We start from the raw sequence: 14,276 nt of genomic DNA, 5'->3' as shown, positions 1-14,276 counted from the left end.
GCGCGTCAGGACTGCATCAGAAACGCCCAGACCGCGTAGCCCACGATCGCGGCATAGCCCAGCGGATAGATCCACTTGATCGCATAGTTGTCCAGCTTGCGCGCCGTGTCCTCGCGCCCCGAGACCTTGAGCCGCCGCAGCATCACGTTGAACACCACCAGCGCCCCGGTCATCAGGAACATGCATTGCAGGATGAAATCCAGAAAGGTCAGATAGCCCAGCTTGGGCAGATCGGCCGAGATCGCCCAGTTGAAGGCGACAAAGACCAGCAGGTTGGCCCCGGCGATGTCGATCCGCTTGCGGTATTCGTCCAGAAAGAACAGCGCCCAGCCGACCAAAACCAGCACCAGCATCGGCAGGAACACCCGAATGACATAATAGGTCAGGTGGCGCTTGCCCTGAAAGACCAGCGACACCTGATCGCTTTCATTGCCCGACAGGCCGGTCGTGGTCGAGGCCAGCATACGGGCATTGCCCAGAATCCACTCCTCTTCGCCCAGCGTGTCGCCCAGCCCCGAAAACTGGTCCAGCGCGTAGTAATGCACGAAGTCGGACGGAAAGACCGAGACGACCTCGAAATGGAACTCCTGCGTGTCGAAGGGGAACCTGAGGAAGTTGAAATGCGGCGCCTGCAGCGTCAGCGAGGATTTCTCGACAAACGTCACATGCCCATCATAGCGCAGGGCGGCCGCGGATTCGTGCACCCAGCGGTTGGACTGCTGGTTGTGGATGACAAAGGCGGGAACCACCGCATCCCGTGCGGCCGCATGGCGTACGAAGGCCGGCGGATCGAATACGCGGAAATCGCGGCCCAGCTCATCCGGATCGAATGCCAGGGCCGGATCGCTCCATTCAAAGCGCAGCACGACCACGGCGCCATAATTCTCGGCCTTCTGATCGACCGAGGTGATCTGGTCGATCTTGATGCCGACGCCGACCTCGACCGGGTTTTCCGGGGTGCCCAACAGCGCGCTGTGGCCATCCTGAAACAACCCCTGCGCGCCCGAGGGCCCCGACAGGGCCAGGGCGACCATGAAGAAAAACACCGAAACAAGGCAACGTGTCATCTGAAACAGACCCTAATCTGGGGAAACAGGTCCGCAGTGCGGACCCGCAAGGCTCATTCCGCCCAGCTGATCGCGGTCAGGTCGATGGCCGCCGTGGGCGCGTTTTCCCACAGGCCCTTAACCCCGGCCTTGGCCACGCCCAGTTTGGCAAGTTGGAACAGATAGGCGTTGACGTAATCCTCGGCGATCATGCGCTGCGCCTCACCCATAAGGCGGGTGCGTTCATCGGGGTCGGTGGTGGCGTTCAGCGTCGCCATCAGGGCCTGGAAGTCCGGGTTGTCATATTGGAAGTAGTAATCCGGCCGGGCATAGATGCCGATGTCCATCGGCTCGGTATGGCTGACGATGGTCAGGGCGAAATCCTTGCCCTTGAACACGGTTTCCAGCCACTGCGCCCATTCCACGTTGATGATCTCGGCCTTGATCCCGACCTCGGCCAGCTGCGCGGCCACGATCTCGCCCCCGCGGCGGGCGTAGGAGGGCGGCGGCAGGTGCAGCGTAGTTTCGAACCCGTCTGCGAACCCGGCCTCGGCCAGCAGGGCGCGGGCCTTGTCCGGGTCATGCGCCGAATTGCCGGTCAGATCGACATAGGCCGGGTTGTGCGGTGCGAAATGCGTGCCGATCGGCGTGCCATAGCCGAACATCGCGCCGTCGATAATCGCTTGACGGTCGATCGCATGGGCCAGCGCCTGCCGCACCTGCACGTCGTCAAAGGGCGGCTTCTTGTTGTTGGTCGCCAGAATGGTCTCGCCCTCGGTCGAACCGACGAGCACCTGGAATCGCGGGTCGGCCTCGAACTGCGGCAGGTTCTCGGGGGCGGGGAAATTGTCGAACACGTCCACGTCCCCGGCCATCATCGCGGCGAAGGCGGCGGTGGGGTCCGAGATGAACTTGAACGTGGCTTTCTCCAGCGCGGGTTGATCGCCCCAGTAGTCCGGGTTGCGCTCCAAGGTGATGCGGTCGCCCTGGACCCATTCGGCGAACTTGTAGGCACCGGTGCCCACCGGGTTGGTCTTGATGCCCTCGATGCTTTCGGGCGCCACGATCACCGCGTCGCCCCAGGCCAGGTTGAACAGAAAATTGCCGTTGGGTTCCGCCAGAGTGATTCTGACGGTCAGCGGGTCCACGACCTCAACGCTTTCGATCCCGGCGAACAGGGCCTTCTGCGCATTGGCGCTGTCCTCGGCGGTGGCGCGGTCGAGGCTGAACTTCACGTCCTCGGCATCCATCGTGGTGCCATCGTGAAAGGTGACGCCATCGTGCAGCGTGAAGGTATAGACCTTTCCGTCCTCGGAAATCTCCCAGCTTTCGGCCAGCCCCGGCACGACCGAGCCATCGCCCATGAACCGGGTCAGCCCTTCGAACACGTTGGTGTAGACGACCGAATCGATGGCTTGTGCGGCGGCGCTGGTCGGGTCCAGATGCGGCGGCTCCAGCTGCATGGCGATTGTGATGTCCGACCGGGCCATGGCCTGCGAGGCGAGAAGCCCCACGCCCAGCGCCATGGCGCCGGCAAAGGTGCGAAAGAACGGCTTGGTCATGTAAATTCCCTCCCAGAATGTGCGGATGGGCGGCGGATGACGCGGCCCAGACGGAATCAATGTCCCTGCAAACCTTGGGTCATTCAAGGAAATGTTCGCGCAACCGGGGTTTCTCTGGCCCCTGCCGATCTGCTATGCCGCGCTGCAACATGAACCCCGCGAGGAGCGAGCATGAGCGCCACCGCCCGCAAGACAGCCCCGAATGCCGAGGATATCCGCGCCCGCAAAGGGGACGATCCGCTGGTCAGCCTGACCGCCTATACCACGCCGATGGCCCGGCTGATGGACCCCCATTGCGACTTCGTCCTGGTGGGCGACAGTGTCGGCATGGTGCTGCATGGGCTGAGCTCGACCCTGGGCGTGACGATGGAGATGATGATCTTGCACGGGCAGGCCGTGGCGCGCGGGCTGGAGACGGCGATGATGGTCATCGACATGCCCTTTGCCAGCTATGAAGAAAGCCCTGCGCAGGCCTTCCGCAACGCGGCCCGGCTGATGGCCGAGACCGGCGCCGGCGCGGTCAAGCTGGAGGGCGGGGTCGAGATGGCCGAGACGATCCGCTTTCTGGTCAAGCGCGGCATCCCGGTGATGGCGCATGTGGGTCTGACGCCGCAATCGATCAACACGCTGGGCGGCTATAAGGTGCAGGGCCGCGACGAACAGGCCGATGCGGTGCTGGCCGACGCCCGCGCCGTGGCCGAGGCCGGGGCGTTTTCCGTCGTGCTCGAGAAGGTTCCGCAGGGTCTGGCCGACCGGATCACCGCCGAGGTGCCCATCCCCACCATCGGCATCGGGGCCTCGGCGGGCTGTGACGGGCAGATCCTGGTGGTCGACGACATGCTGGGCTTTTTCACGGCCTTCAAACCGAAATTCGTCAAACGCTATGCCGATCTGGGCCCGCTGGCCGAGGCCGCCATGGCCGAATACGCCGCCGAGGTGCGCGCCCGCACCTTCCCCACGGCCGAGCATGTGTTTGCCGATCAGGCCCCTGCCAAGGGGGGCAAGGCATGACCGCGCCCATCCTGCGCACCCTTTCGGAGCTGCGCGCCAAGACCCAGGCCTGGCGCCGGGCGGGCGAGACCATCGGCGTGGTGCCCACCATGGGCGCGCTGCATCAGGGTCACCTGTCGCTGGCACAGGCGGCGCGGGCCGATTGCGACCGGGTTATCGTGACGATCTTCGTCAACCCCAAACAGTTCAACAATCCCGAGGATCTGGCCAAGTACCCCCGCACCGAGCAGGACGACGCGGCCAAGCTGGCGCCGATGGGGGTCGATGCGATCTATGTTCCCGACTCGGACCAGATCTATCCAGACGGGTTCGCCACCACCGTTTCCGTCGCCGGGCTGACCGACGTGATGGAGGGCGAATTCCGCCCCGGACATTTCGACGGCGTGGCAACCGTCGTGGCAAAACTGTTCCTGCAGACGCAGGCGGACCGAGCCTATTTCGGCGAAAAGGACTATCAGCAGTTGATGGTCGTGCGCCGCATGGCCCGCGATCTGGACATCCCGATCGAGGTGATCGGCTGCCCCACCGTGCGCGAGCCCTCGGGGCTGGCGATGTCCTCGCGCAATCAGCGCCTGTCGGACCAGGGGCTGGTGACCGGGGCGCGGATGCATGCGGTGATGCAGGACATGGCCGGGCAACTGGCGCAGGGGGCCGCATTCGCGGATCTGATGGGGCCGGCTCGCGACACGCTGGTGGCGGCGGGCTTTTCCGAGGTGGAATATATCGACCTGCGGTGCGCCGAAACGCTTGCGCCGCTGACCGCCGCCACCCGCCCCGCGCGCCTGTTCGCCACCGCTTGGCTGGAGGGCGTGCGCCTGATCGACAATATCGACGTGCCGGTGGCCTGAAACTGGGGTCTGGAACGGCCCCGACCAATCGCCTAATGTCCCCTGAAAATGAAAACCGGGGGGAGCACGGGCATGACCTATATTCTGGCAATCGATCAGGGCACCACGTCCTCGCGCGCGATCCTGTTCGACGCGCAGATGCAGCGCGTGGGCACTGCACAGCAGGAATTCACCCAGTATTTCCCGCAGGAAGGCTGGGTCGAGCACGACCCCGAGGAAATCTGGGACAGTGTCCTGAACGTCTGCCGGCAGGTGATGAACGAGGTCGGCGCCTCGGCCGACCAGATCGCCGGGATCGGCATCACCAACCAGCGCGAAACCACCGTGGTCTGGGACAAGACGACCGGCAAGGCCATCCACAATGCCATCGTCTGGCAGGACCGCCGCACCGCCGAGATCTGCCAGCGGTTCCGCGACGCGGGCTGCGAGGATGACGTGACCGCCCAGACCGGCCTGCTGCTCGACCCGTATTTCTCGGGCACCAAGGTCAAGTGGATACTCGACACCGTACCCGGCGCGCGCCACCGGGCCGAGGCGGGCGAGCTGCTGTTCGGCACCATCGACAGCTTCCTGATCTGGCGCCTGACCGAGGGCCAGGTCCACGCCACCGACGCCACCAACGCCGCGCGCACCCTGCTGTTCGACATCCACAAGGGCAACTGGAGCGCCGAGATCTGCGATCTTCTGGACGTGCCGCTGTCGATGCTGCCCGAGGTGCGCGACTGCGCGGCCGATTTCGGCCAGACCGGCCTGTTCGGCGGGACGATCCCGATTCTGGGCGTGGCCGGCGACCAGCAGGCCGCCACGATCGGGCAGGCCTGTTTCCAGCCTGGGATGATGAAATCCACCTATGGCACGGGCTGTTTCGCGCTGCTGAACACCGGCACGCAGCCGGTGGAGTCGAAAAACCGCCTGCTGACCACCATCGCCTATCAGCTGGACGGTCAGCGGACCTATGCGCTGGAAGGCTCGATCTTCATCGCGGGCGCGGCGGTGCAGTGGCTGCGCGACGCGCTCAAGATCATCGACTCGGCCCCTCAAAGCGGCGAGCTGGCGGCGCAGGCGGACCCCAACCAGCATGTGGTGCTGGTGCCCGCCTTCACCGGGCTGGGCGCGCCCTATTGGAAGCCCGACTGCCGCGGCGCCATGTTCGGTCTGACCCGCAACTCGGGCCGGGCCGAGATCGCGCGGGCCACGTTGGAAAGCATCGCCTTCCAGACCCGCGACCTGTGGCACGCGATGCAGGGCGACTGGGGCGCCGAGGCCGACGTGATCCTGCGGGTCGATGGCGGGATGAGCGCGTCCGACTGGGCGATGCAGGGTCTGTCGGACATTCTGGGCGCGCCGGTCGACCGGCCGGTGATGCAGGAAACCACGGCGCTGGGCGCTGCCTGGCTGGCGGGGATGAAGGCCGGGGTCTATCCCGATCAGGCCGGATTTGCCGACACCTGGGCGCTGGACCAACGGTTCGAACCGATCCTGCCCGAGGCTGAACGCGAGGCGGCCTATGCGCGCTGGAAACGGGCGGTGCAGGCCACCATGGCGTTCTGATCCATCCTGACCCACGGCGCAGCCCGGGTCAGCTGTGATCCTTCAACAGGCGCTGTTTCTGGCGCGACCAGTCGCGCTTGGCCTGGGTTTCGCGCTTGTCGTGGATCTTCTTGCCCTTGGCGATGCCGATCTTCAGCTTGGCCCGGCCCTTGTGGTTGAAATACAGCACCAGCGGCACCAAGGTCATGCCCTTGCGCTGCGTGGCGGCCCACAGGTTCGACAGCTCTTTGCGGGACACCAGCAGCTTGCGCCGGCGGCGCTCGTCATGCTTGAACGCCTTGGCCTGCTCGTATGGCGCGATGTAGCTGTTGATCAGCCACAGTTCGCCATCCTCGACCGCGGCATAGCTTTCGGCGATGTTCGCCCCGCCCGCGCGCAGAGACTTGACCTCGGACCCTTCCAGCACGATGCCGCACTCGAGATCCTCTTCGATCGCGTAATCGAAGCGGGCCCGCCGGTTTTCGGCGATCACCTTGTAGTTGGGGTCTGTCTTCTGCTTCTGCTTGGCCATGACGCCGTGATGTATGCGGCTTCGTCAGCCCTTGCAAGATGGGCGCGTCAGGATTTGGCCGAGATGATCAGGTCGGGGCCAAAGATCGTGTCGGCGTGGTTGTGCAGGTAGATCTTCAGCCACGGGGTGAACCGTTCGGGGTGACGGCGCACTTCGGCCAGCAGATCGTGGTAGTCGATCCAGCGGATCTCCATCACCTCATCGGGGTTGGGTTCGATCTTCAGCGGCCCGCGTACATGCGCCAGGAACACGTCCACGACCTCGTTTTCGACCATGCCGTTGCCGACATCCGCGTGATATTCCAGCCGGTGCCGGTATTCAGGATACAGCCCGGTAATGCCCAACTCCTCGCGCAGGCGGCGCACGGCGCAGTCCGAGGAGTTTTCGTCCCAGTCGGGATGGGTGCAGCAGGTATTCGCCCACAGGCCGGGCGTGTGATATTTGCCCAGCGCGCGGCGCTGCATCAGAATCTCGGTGCCCCGCACGACGAAGACCGAGACCGCCTTGTGCTTGAGCCCCTTTTCGTGGGCTTCCAGCTTGTCCACGGGTGTCAGCTCGCCATGAACCCAAGCCGGGATCATGATTCCCATCTGTCCTCTCCTGATGTGACTGCGTCGGTCTGGCGGCATCGGCGACTGTGCGCGATGCTCGGGCGGGTTGGGCGCAGTGTTTTTTGGTCTGCGACAAAACTGGCGATGATCGACGCTTCAATCAAGCGCACGAAAGGCCGCAGGGCTGCGGCCTTTTGTACTTGTTCCGATTTTTTGGCAAGTGCGGCTTATTCGGCCGAAACGCTCTGCAGATAGGCAAAGACGTCCTCGCCACCCTTTTTCAGCTTGAAGGTCATCTTCGACTTGGCCGAGGTTTCACCCAGGTAGTCTTTCAGGAACGCCTTGGGGTCCTGAACATAGGCGACAAAGCTTTCTTCGTCCCAGACCAGACCTTTTTCGCCGGCCGCGACCAGGCTGTCGCCGTATTTGAAGCCTTCCTCGGTGCCGGCGGTACGGCCTGCAATGCCGTAGAGGTTCGGCCCGGTTTTGCCGCCCTTGACGATGGCTTCGCCGTCGGGCGTTGCGATCATGTGGCAGGACTTGCACTTGTTGAAGGTCTTGGCGCCGGCTTCGGCGTCGCCTTCGGCCAGGGCCGGCACAGCCAGCAGGCCGACGATGGCAGTCGCGATGATACGTTTCATTGGCGTTGCTCCGATATGAATTGGCTGCCCTTTAACCAGTATCAAACGCACGCAGAGTCAATGCGCAATTTGACGCGCGGCGGCGACCTGACGCAGCCGAAAAGGTATATTTTCAAGGCGTATTTTGCAGATCCGACCAGCACGGCAACAGGTCGCCTGGCGCCGGTTTCGCATGGTAGACCGCGCGTGCGATGGCACGGGTCAGGCACAGAGCCGCGGCGTGACCCAGCAGGGCCAGATCGGCCTCGGCCGAAGGGATCCGTCCCGTGCTGACGCCGAACACCAGGTCGCCATCGCCCGGCGTGTGGGCGGGCAGGATGGCGCGGGCGATCCCGTCATGGGCGGCCACCGCCATGCGCTGGCATTGCGGTTTGGTCAGGGCGGCATCGGTGGCGACGATGGCGATGGTCGTGTTGGCCTTGTCGGGCGGGGGATGGCCCATCGCCCGGGCCTTGCGGCTGGGCGCGGGGTCCCCCAGACCGGACGCCGCATCCGGCTCCAGCCCGCCAAACTCGGCCCCGATCTCGAACGGGGCGGCCCAGAAATGCCGGTCGCCCGGAGTGGTGACGCTGCCCAGCGGGTTGGCCGCAACCAGCGCACCCACGGTCACGCCGCCAGGCAACGCCGCCGAGGCAGAGCCCAGCCCGCCCTTGCACATGGCCGTCAGCGCGCCGGTTCCGGCCCCGGCGCTGCCCAGATCGAACGTCTCCGCCGCGGCGTCAAATGCGGCCCGGCCCAAGGCGCGGTACGGGTTTTCACCCCACGCCTTGTCGCCGCCGTTCAGCAGGTCGAACAGAATCGCCCCGGGTACGATCGGCACCACAGCCGGCCCCACCTGAAACCCACGTCCCTGTGCATGCAGCGCGTCCATCACGCCCGAGCAGGCATCCAGCCCGTAGGCCGAGCCACCCGAAAGAACGATCGCATCCACCCGGTCGACCGTCTTGTCGGCGGCCAGAAGATCGGTCTCGCGCGTGCCCGGGGCGCCCCCCATCACATGCACCGAGGCCCGCAGGGGCTGATCTCCGGTCAGGACGGTGACACCTGATTTCAGAGCCGCGTCCTGTGCGTTGCCCACCAGCAGGCCGGGCACGTCGGTGATCAGGTTTCTGGGTCCGGGGGTCATTTGGGTTTGTCCTTTGCTGCGGGAAAGCGGGCTGGTGCGCGCTGCCTCCGGCGGGGATATTTTGGGCCAGATGAAGGGGCGGTCAGATGCAGCGGCCCCCGTCCACCTCGAGCGCGGTGCCGGTGATCATGCTGGCCTCGTCCGAGCACAGGAAACAGGCGGCGTTGCCCATGTCTTGCGGGGTCGAGAACCGGCCCAACGGGATGGTCGACAGGAACTTGGCGCGGATTTCGGGCGTGTCCTCGCCCATGAAGGATTTCAGCAGGGGCGTTTCCCCCGCCACCGGGCAGATCGCATTCACGCGCACACCGGACGGGGCCAGTTCGACCGCCATGGTCTTGGTTGCGGTGATCATCCAGCCCTTGGAGGCGTTGTACCAGTTCAGGTTCGGGCGCGGCGACAATCCAGCGGTCGAGGCGACGTTCAGGATCGCCCCCGACCCGCGCGCTTTCATATGTGGCACCAGCGCCCGCGCAGTCAGAAAGACCGACTTCATGTTCACGCGATAGACGCGGTCGAAATCTTCTTCGCTGACCTCCTCCAGCGGCGTCGGCAGGTGGGTCACACCGGCATTGTTCACCAGAATGTCGAGATGGTCGTAGTGTCCCAGCACCGCATCCGCCATCGCCTGGACCGAGTCGCCGTCGGAGACATCCACTTGGCAGTAGTCGGCCAGAGGGCCCAGCGTTGCCGCCATGTGACGCGCGGCATCCCCGTTGATGTCGGCGATCATCACCCGTGCGCCCTCGGACAGGAATTTCTGTACGATCCCGGCCCCGAACCCGGATGCGCCGCCGGTCACGATTGCGGTTTTTCCCTCCAGCCTCATGGCCTTGCCTCCCTGCCGCTTGTCGCGGTCAGACTAGCAACGGCAGGGAAAGATGCCAGATCAATCTTCCGCCACCTTGCCGCGCAGCGCCTTGACGTCGGACCGGGCCTTTTTCGCCGCCAGCCGGCGCTTGACCGAGCCATAGGTGGGTTTCGTCGCGATCCGCCGCTTGGGTTTGACCAGCGCCTTGCCGATCAGCTCGGCCAGACGGGCGCGGGCGATCTCGCGGTTGCGGGCCTGGCTGCGGGTCTCGTCGCATTGGATGATGATCGCGCCATCCTTGGTCCAGCGCCGCCCGGCCAGCCGTTTCAGCCGTGCCTTGACCGGATCAGGCAGCGAGGGCGAGCGCGCCGCCTCGAAGCGCAGCTCGACCGCGGTCGAGACCTTGTTCACGTTCTGCCCACCGGGACCCGAGGCGCGGATGAAGCTCTCGGTCATTTCCCAATCGTGCAGGGTGATATCGTCGGTGATGCGCAACATGGGCGCGACCTTACAGGCGCCACCCGGAAACAGAAAGGGCCGCCCCGGCGGGACGGCCCTTCGAAAGTTCAGGAGGTCGGGTCGGTTAGATCAATCGACCAGCCGGAGCGCGCGCTCCGCCAAGGGCTGCCCTAGCAGGCGGTCCCCCCGGTTGTTCCGACACCTCTCTCCAATCTCTTTCTCGACACTGGATCACCTCCTTTTCTATCTGTTGCGGTTGAAAAGAAGCGTGACACAAGATGCGCCATTCTCAAAGCACTTTTTTTAAGCAGGCTGTGCAGCGGTCAATCGCGCGACGATCACCTTGAAGGGGATCAGTGCGACCAAGGCCAGCGACAGCTTCACCAGCCAGTCGGCAAAGGCCAGCGTCACCCACAGGGGCGCCTCGGGGCCCGACAGCATGAAGGGCACAGGCTCCCACGCCCAGTTGATGGCCGCATCCGCATCGGCGCCGAAGAAGGTCACCGAGGCCGAGAAGGCGATGGTGAAGAAGATCGCGGTATCCAGCGCCGATCCGACCAGGGTGGATACCAGCGGCGCGCGCCACCAGCGGCCTTCACGCATGGCGTTGAACACGGTGACGTCGGTCAGCTGCGCGATCAGGAACGCCGTTCCCGAAGCCACGGCGATGCGCAGCGGCACGGCGACGTAGGTGAAGCCGTCGCCCTGCAGCATGATCTGGCTGCCGATCAGCGAGCAGATCACGCCGGTGACGAAGCCCGCGAAGACGACCTTGCGGGCCGGGCCCACGCCATAGACGCGGTTCATGATGTCGGTGACCAGAAAGGCCAGCGGGTAGGTGAAGGCACCCCAGGTCAACAGCCCATCAAAGATCAGGAACTGGACCAGGATGTTCGAGGCCACGACGATGGCGGCCATGGCAAGAATGCCGGGGATAAAGTTGCGTTGCATGTTCTGATGCCCGTTTTGACAAGGTAGCGGCGACTTGGCCAAGGGACCGTCCCAAGGCAAGCCGCGCTTCTAGACCCGGGATCGGCCCGTGTCAATCCGGCAGCAGATACTCGACCAGTTCGGTACGCTGCAGCGCCAGAAAGTTGTCGTCCGAGATCATCGTGGCCCGCAACCGCCCCTGCCCGTCGCGCCAGACCGACAGCCCCTCGAGATTGTCATGGGTTCCGGTTCCGGTCTGGAACAGGATTTCCTCGGCCGCAGGTGTATCACCCGCGATCCGCCACCGACGCAGACGCGACCGGAACCCGGTCAGCGAGACCGCGCGTTCCAGCACGTAGAACCGCCCGTCCGGGCCGAAATCGGCCGCTACGGGCAGAAAACCGTCCCGCTGCGCCAGGACGAAGGGCGTGGACCAGGCGCGCCCGTTCCAGCGATAGACCGGAATGTCGCCATTTGCCGTGCGGCTTCTCTCGGGCAACGTGTACAGGCGGCCATGCGCGTCGATGGCCAGCCCCTCGAACGAACCATTCTGGTCGAGCGCGTCAAAGGCCTTGGGGCGCGGCAGCACCTGCGCATGGGCACCGGGCGCGGCATAACGGGCCACGCGATGCACGCCTTCGAACGAGATGTAGAAGCTGCCATCCGGCGCCAGCGCCAGCCCCTCGGAGTCACCCGAGCTGCCGGGCATGATCCGTCCCCGGCTGGACAGAACCGGCCAGTGGTCAACAATACGGATGCCGACAATCTCATCGCCATCCCGCTCGATGCGGACCGATGCCAGGGTGGAGCGGTCGCTCAGCACCCATGCGCGCTGCCCGTCATCCGAGACATGGATGGCGGAAAACCCGCCGAACCAGTCATGGCCGGCGCGCCATGCAAAGCTGCCCAGATATTCGGCCGATTTGACTTCGACCGCCCAGGCGGAACCGGCCAGAAACAGGCTGGCGATCAGTTGGACTGCAAGACGGCGGCGCATTGCTGGGGCAGATCCGCCAGAACATACTCACGACGTTTCTTCGGAGGCGGCGCGTTGGGGTCGGGCGGCGGCGGGTTCAGGATGTTGCGCACCCACTGTTCGGCCTCGGCGCAGCCGTCACCCTTGGGCGGCGGATCCTGATTGACGCACCCGCGCGAGCCGCGCGGGCAGTTCAGCCGGACGTGGAAGTGATAATGATGCCCCCACCAGGGCCGGATCTTGCGCAGATAGGCACGGTTGCCCTTCTCTTCCTTGCACATCTGCACCTTGGCGCCCGGAAACACGAAGATGCGGGCCACGCGTTTGTCCTTGGCCGCCTCGCGCAGGATGGCGTGGTGCTGTTTCGTCCAGTTGCCGTTCACATAGGCGCCGTTCGAGCGCCGCAAGGAGATCGACGAGATGTTCTCGCGCGCCTTGCGCGACAGGCGCATGTTGTCACCGGGCAGCATCCAGATGTCGATGTCCAAGCCAAGCTGGTGGCTGCGGTGGCCCGAGGTCATAGGCCCGCCCCGCGGCTGGCTGATATCCCCGATGTAAAGCCCGTTCCACCCCGGTTGCTTTGCCGCAAAACGGCTGAGGTCCTGCACGAAGTCGATGGACTGCGGGTGGCCCCAGTTGCGGTTGCGCGACAGACGCATCGCCTGCCAGGTGGGTCCGGTCTCGGGCAGTTGCACCGATCCGGCGGCGCATCCGCGCGAATAACTGCCGAAAGCGGCCGGTTTTTGTTGCGAACTGTCCTTCTGAGCCCCGAACAACTGCTTGGCCAGCGGTTGGGCCCCAGCCGCCCCGGCCAGCGCAATTCCTGCCAAAAATACCAAAAAACGTAATGAAATCATCTGCTCTGATCCCCTTCCGGTTTGACCCAGCGCATTAGGAACAATCCCAGAATAAACAACCCGACGATCGGAGACACCCCCAACCGAGCGCTGCCGGTCGCGGTTGTTGCAATTCCGATCAGCAAAGGCGCGGCAAAAGCGGTGGCGCGGCCCGACAGACCATAGAGGCCAAAGCTCTCGACCGGGGCGGCCGGGTCGGTGTGGCGCACCATCAACGAACGGCTGGCCGATTGCAGAATGCCCCCCATCCCACCGATCAGGATGCCGCAGCCAAAGAACACCATGTCCGGCAGGCCCGACCCTTGGGGCAGGGCGATGCCGAAGATCTGCGTCCGGTCCATCGACACGATGGTGGTGCAGACCAGGATCAGAACCCAGATCGCGGTCAGGATCACCGGCTTGGGGCCGAATTTCCGGTCCAGCTTTCCGCCGACCCAGGCGAAGACCGCCGAAGCCAGCACGCTGATGATGCCGAAGACGCCAATCTTGATCAGGTCCCATTCCAACACCAGCCGCGCATAGACGCCGCCGAAACTGTACAGCCCGTTCAGGGCGTCCCGGTAGAACATCGATGACCCCAGATAGCTGGCAAGGCTGACCCGGTGCCGCAAGGCAGCCACGGATTTGCCCAGCAGACTCAGCGCCTCGGATACGCTGCCCTTTTTGTCGGCGGCGGGATCGTCGCGCACCCACAGGAAATACGGGACCATGAACAGGATGAACCACCCGGCGGTGAACGGCCCCACGAAACGCGTGCCTTCGCGCGTGCCGGCGTCCAGACCGAACAGCGGCTCCATCCCGATCAGCGTCTTCCCGTTGGGCTGCTCGACGAACAGCGCCAGCATGATCGCCAAGGAAATCAGCCCGCCGAAATAGCCGAAGGCAAAGCCCGAGCCCGAGATCTCGCCCACCTCATTGTCGTCCCCCAGATCGGGCAGTTGCGAGTTGATGAAGATCAGCGCGTATTCGGCCCCCACGAAGCCCAGACCGAAGGCCGACAGCATCAGCCACATGTTCGACCCGTCCGGCAGCGTGAACCACAGCGCCGCGGAGCCCACGGCATACATCACCGAAAAGGCAAAGATCCACGGGATGCGCCGCCCCGAGACATCGGCCATCGCCCCCAAGAGCGGCGCGCCGAAAGCGATGATCAGACCGGTGATCGTCAGGCAGTTGGCCCAGACCGTCTGCGCCTGCGCGGCGGCAGCTTCGGCATCCATCCCGGCGGTTGCGTAATATTCAGCCGCAACACCGGCGAAATACGGGCCAAAGACAAAGGTCACCAACAGGGTGTGATACGGCTGGCTGGCCCAGTCGAAGAACCACCAGCCCCAGATGCGCCTGCGCTTGGAAATCTCTGCCATGTCTGCCCCTTGCCTGCTTTTGATTTCATAAG

15 protein-coding genes are annotated in these 14,276 nt (G+C 64.6%); 3 read left to right on the top strand and 12 right to left on the bottom strand.

Going from position 1 to position 14,276, the window contains the following annotated elements:
• Nucleotides 1–5: 5 nt before the first annotated feature.
• On the bottom strand, nucleotides 6–1,067 hold the full coding sequence (locus ACR0IR_RS12030) for a ligand-gated ion channel (RefSeq protein WP_170364622.1): 1,062 nt from the start codon (nucleotides 1,065–1,067) through the stop codon (nucleotides 6–8).
• A 53-nt stretch (nucleotides 1,068–1,120) separates the two neighbouring features.
• Nucleotides 1,121–2,608 carry an ABC transporter substrate-binding protein gene (locus tag ACR0IR_RS12025; RefSeq protein WP_480779117.1) on the bottom strand — a complete coding sequence of 496 codons (1,488 nt, stop codon included), beginning with the start codon at nucleotides 2,606–2,608 and terminating at the stop codon, nucleotides 1,121–1,123.
• Nucleotides 2,609–2,779: 171 nt separating this feature from the next.
• Here ACR0IR_RS12025 and panB point away from each other — a divergent pair, with 171 nt between their 5' ends.
• From panB to glpK, 3 genes are all read left to right on the top strand, one after another.
• Nucleotides 2,780–3,619 (top strand): 3-methyl-2-oxobutanoate hydroxymethyltransferase, encoded by an 840-nt coding sequence (gene panB, locus ACR0IR_RS12020; RefSeq protein WP_480779116.1) that lies wholly within the window; start codon nucleotides 2,780–2,782, stop codon nucleotides 3,617–3,619.
• Nucleotides 3,616–4,467, top strand: a complete 852-nt coding sequence (gene panC, locus ACR0IR_RS12015) for a pantoate--beta-alanine ligase (protein WP_170364078.1) — start codon at nucleotides 3,616–3,618, stop codon at nucleotides 4,465–4,467. The genes panB and panC overlap by 4 nt, the downstream gene beginning before the upstream one ends.
• A 72-nt stretch (nucleotides 4,468–4,539) precedes the next feature.
• Entirely contained in the window at nucleotides 4,540–6,018 is a 1,479-nt protein-coding gene (gene glpK, locus ACR0IR_RS12010; RefSeq protein WP_170364077.1) for a glycerol kinase GlpK, read from the top strand.
• A gap of 28 nt (nucleotides 6,019–6,046) precedes the next feature.
• Here the strand turns inward: glpK and smpB are convergent, their stop codons facing one another.
• The 10 genes from smpB to ACR0IR_RS11960 all read right to left on the bottom strand — a co-directional run bounded on the left by smpB (nucleotide 6,047) and on the right by ACR0IR_RS11960 (nucleotide 14,244).
• Nucleotides 6,047–6,529, bottom strand: coding sequence for an SsrA-binding protein SmpB (gene smpB, locus ACR0IR_RS12005; RefSeq protein ID WP_170364076.1), 483 nt, complete (start codon nucleotides 6,527–6,529; stop codon nucleotides 6,047–6,049).
• A 47-nt stretch (nucleotides 6,530–6,576) separates the two neighbouring features.
• On the bottom strand, nucleotides 6,577–7,119 hold the full coding sequence (gene idi, locus ACR0IR_RS12000; protein WP_093964071.1) for an isopentenyl-diphosphate Delta-isomerase: 543 nt from the start codon (nucleotides 7,117–7,119) through the stop codon (nucleotides 6,577–6,579).
• Between the two features lie 188 nt (nucleotides 7,120–7,307).
• Nucleotides 7,308–7,721 (bottom strand): c-type cytochrome, encoded by a 414-nt coding sequence (locus tag ACR0IR_RS11995; protein WP_170364075.1) that lies wholly within the window; start codon nucleotides 7,719–7,721, stop codon nucleotides 7,308–7,310.
• A gap of 112 nt (nucleotides 7,722–7,833) precedes the next feature.
• On the bottom strand, nucleotides 7,834–8,847 hold the full coding sequence (locus ACR0IR_RS11990; protein ID WP_170364074.1) for a P1 family peptidase: 1,014 nt from the start codon (nucleotides 8,845–8,847) through the stop codon (nucleotides 7,834–7,836).
• 82 nt (nucleotides 8,848–8,929) lie between these two features.
• Complete coding sequence (locus ACR0IR_RS11985) at nucleotides 8,930–9,676, bottom strand: SDR family oxidoreductase (protein ID WP_170364073.1); 747 nt, start codon at nucleotides 9,674–9,676, stop codon at nucleotides 8,930–8,932.
• 60 nt (nucleotides 9,677–9,736) lie between these two features.
• Nucleotides 9,737–10,156 (bottom strand): alternative ribosome rescue aminoacyl-tRNA hydrolase ArfB, encoded by a 420-nt coding sequence (arfB, locus tag ACR0IR_RS11980; RefSeq protein ID WP_005980088.1) that lies wholly within the window; start codon nucleotides 10,154–10,156, stop codon nucleotides 9,737–9,739.
• Nucleotides 10,157–10,420: 264 nt separating this feature from the next.
• On the bottom strand, nucleotides 10,421–11,068 hold the full coding sequence (locus tag ACR0IR_RS11975) for a queuosine precursor transporter (protein WP_170360439.1): 648 nt from the start codon (nucleotides 11,066–11,068) through the stop codon (nucleotides 10,421–10,423).
• A gap of 91 nt (nucleotides 11,069–11,159) precedes the next feature.
• On the bottom strand, nucleotides 11,160–12,044 hold the full coding sequence (locus ACR0IR_RS11970; RefSeq protein WP_170364072.1) for an esterase-like activity of phytase family protein: 885 nt from the start codon (nucleotides 12,042–12,044) through the stop codon (nucleotides 11,160–11,162).
• Entirely contained in the window at nucleotides 12,017–12,880 is an 864-nt protein-coding gene (mepA, locus tag ACR0IR_RS11965) for a penicillin-insensitive murein endopeptidase (protein ID WP_170364071.1), read from the bottom strand. Before mepA ends, ACR0IR_RS11970 begins: the two co-directional genes overlap by 28 nt.
• Nucleotides 12,877–14,244, bottom strand: coding sequence for an MFS transporter (locus ACR0IR_RS11960; protein WP_170364070.1), 1,368 nt, complete (start codon nucleotides 14,242–14,244; stop codon nucleotides 12,877–12,879). The genes mepA and ACR0IR_RS11960 overlap by 4 nt, the downstream gene beginning before the upstream one ends.
• Nucleotides 14,245–14,276: the final 32 nt, after the last annotated feature.

It is taken from the genome of Ruegeria sp. CF2, assembly GCF_056537385.1.
Note: the sequence above shows the minus strand (reverse complement) of the source record. Positions and strands in the feature narration are given on the sequence as shown.